A 2354-nucleotide genomic window follows, 5' to 3' on the forward strand; every position below is an offset into this window, starting at 1 on the left:
TGCGCGAGCGCGTCGCCTGTCAAGGGCGAGGGGGACCCAACCCGACCACGGGTGTCCACCTCGCCCTTGCGGCATTTCCGGGGCCGGGTCGCGGGAGTCACACCGACGTGACTTCCGGCTGGCGGCGTGGAAACCGGATTCGTGGGTGCCGGCGGTTACGATTTCGCGGTGTTCTCGACGACCCGACGCTCCCGCACCGCGCGCGGCCTCGCTGTCCTGACCCTGCTCGTCGTCACGGCGACCGGGTGCGACGGCTCCGGCTTCACGCCCGGCGCGGGCGGCGGTGACGACGCGCCGCAGACCACGGCCGCCGCCGTCACCAAGGCGTCGGTGACGGCCAACGTCGAGCCCGGCGCGAAGGACGTCCCGGTCAGCACCGTGCTGCGGGTCGCCGCGACCGACGGCACGCTGGCCTCGGTCGCGGTGCGGTCCAAGGCGGGCAACGTCCCCGGTCGCATCGTCGACGGCACCCGGTGGGTGGCGAGCGAGCGGCTCGAGCCCGGCGTGCGCTACCGGATCCGCGCTGTCGCCGAGAGCGGCGACGGCTCGACGGTCGAGAGCGTCACCCCGTTCCGCACCGAGGCGCTGACCCTCGACCAGCAGACCTACCCCTCGGTCGCCCCGCTCCAGGGTGAGACCGTCGGCGTGGGCATGCCGGTCGTGGTCCACTTCGACCTGCCGGTTTCCGACAAGGCGTCGTTCGAGAAGAACATGAAGGTGACGTCCACGCCGAAGCAGGCGGGCTCGTGGCGCTGGGTGAGCGACACCGAGGCGCACTGGCGGCCTCGGACGTACTGGAAGGCCGGCACCAAGGTCAGCGTCGACGTCGACGTCAACGGCGTCCCGGCCGGCAACGGCATCTACGGCCAGGAGGACCGCGAGGTCGACTTCCAGGTCGGTGACGCGCACATCTACAAGGTCAACGCGCGCACCCACCAGATGAAGGTCTTCGAGAACGGCAAGCTGCTCCGCACCCTGCCGATCACCACCGGCAAGGAGGGGTTCACCACCCGCTCCGGCGTCAAGGTGATCATGGAGAAGTTCGAGAGCCGCCGGATGAACTCCGAGACCGTCGGCATCCCCGCCGGCTCAGCCGAGGCCTACGACATCGACAACGTCCGCTGGGCGATGCGCCTGACCAACTCCGGAGAGTTCATCCACGCCGCCCCGTGGTCGGTCGGCTCCCAGGGCCGTGCCAACGTCTCGCACGGCTGCACCGGCCTGAGCACCGAGAACGCCGGCTGGCTCTACTCCATGTCCCGCCGCGGCGACGTCGTCGAGTACGTCGGTACCGACCGCCCGATGGAGCCCGACAACGGCTACGGCGACTGGAACATCTCCTGGCCGGACTACCGGGCCGCCTCGGCCCTCTGACCTGCCCTCTGGCCTGCCCTCAGGAGGCGGACGCCAGACCGCGTGAGAGCCGGTCAGCGGCGATCTCCAGCGAGCCGCGCAGCTCCTCCACGCCGAGTGGCCGCTGGGCGGGGAAGCTGAAGGCGGAGAGCCACACCATCCCGCGCCCCACCCGCGCGGCGACGACGTCGCCGACCATCTCGACGTCGAAGCCGTCAGCGGAGATCGGGATCGTCATGCGGTAGACCGTCACCTCGTCGCCGACCGGCGCGAACGACAGGGGATCGAGGCTGATGTCGCCGACGGTGACCTCCTGCATCTCCCCGCCGAGCTCGTTCTGGAGCTCCTCGAGCGCACACTCCCGGAAGCGGTCGGTCGAGAACACCTCGCACGCCTCGACCAGCCACTCCTCGGAGTGCGCGACACGGACGTCGACCGAGACCTCGGCGTCGTCGGGCGAGGTGAAGTCGTCCGACTCGGCGTCCGGGTGCGCGTCGACGTACAGCGTCTCGTAGTCCCCCACGCAGCGCGCCATCCGCGTCCGGGACTCCCGCTCCTCCGACGCGTCGTCCTCGCCCGCCGCCTCGGACGTCCAGCCGGGTGGCATGTCGTCGAGGGTCAGCACCGCGGCCTCGGCGATCGCCTGGTCCGCGGCGACGTCCTGCTCCACCGTCGGGCTGCCCGAGGTGACGGATCTTCGTGCGTCGCTCGGCTCCCCGTCCCCGTCGTCGTCGGCCCCGCCACAGGAAGAGGGCAACGGCCACGGCCACCGAGGCGGCGTACTCGAGCACGAGTTGCGTCGCGTAGATCTCGAAGGGCGTGGGGGTGTCGTCACCCGTGGTGGGGGTGATGTGTCGTGTTCCGGTCGGGTCGACCAGGTAGCGGGCCCCGTGGGGATCGCGCCAGATCGTGATCCCGGGGAAGGGTTGTCGGGCTTGCCAGCCGGCGTGGGTCTTGATGCGGTGGTGGGTGCGGGTGAGTGGGGCGAGGTTGTCGCTGCT

At 70.9% G+C, this 2354-nt stretch carries 2 protein-coding genes; one reads left to right on the forward strand and one right to left on the reverse strand.

Going from position 1 to position 2354, the window contains the following annotated elements:
• Window positions 1-168: 168 nt before the first annotated feature.
• Window positions 169-1374, forward strand: coding sequence for an Ig-like domain-containing protein (locus tag L615_RS03415; RefSeq protein WP_145724128.1), 1206 nt, complete (start codon window positions 169-171; stop codon window positions 1372-1374).
• Between the two features lie 19 nt (window positions 1375-1393).
• Here the strand turns inward: L615_RS03415 and L615_RS03420 are convergent, their stop codons facing one another.
• Window positions 1394-2023 (reverse strand): hypothetical protein, encoded by a 630-nt coding sequence (locus tag L615_RS03420; RefSeq protein ID WP_145724129.1) that lies wholly within the window; start codon window positions 2021-2023, stop codon window positions 1394-1396.
• Window positions 2024-2354 lie beyond the last annotated feature (331 nt).

Origin of the sequence: Nocardioides sp. J9 (assembly GCF_007829375.1) — a bacterium.
Classification (GTDB): Bacteria; Actinomycetota; Actinomycetes; order Propionibacteriales; family Nocardioidaceae; genus Nocardioides.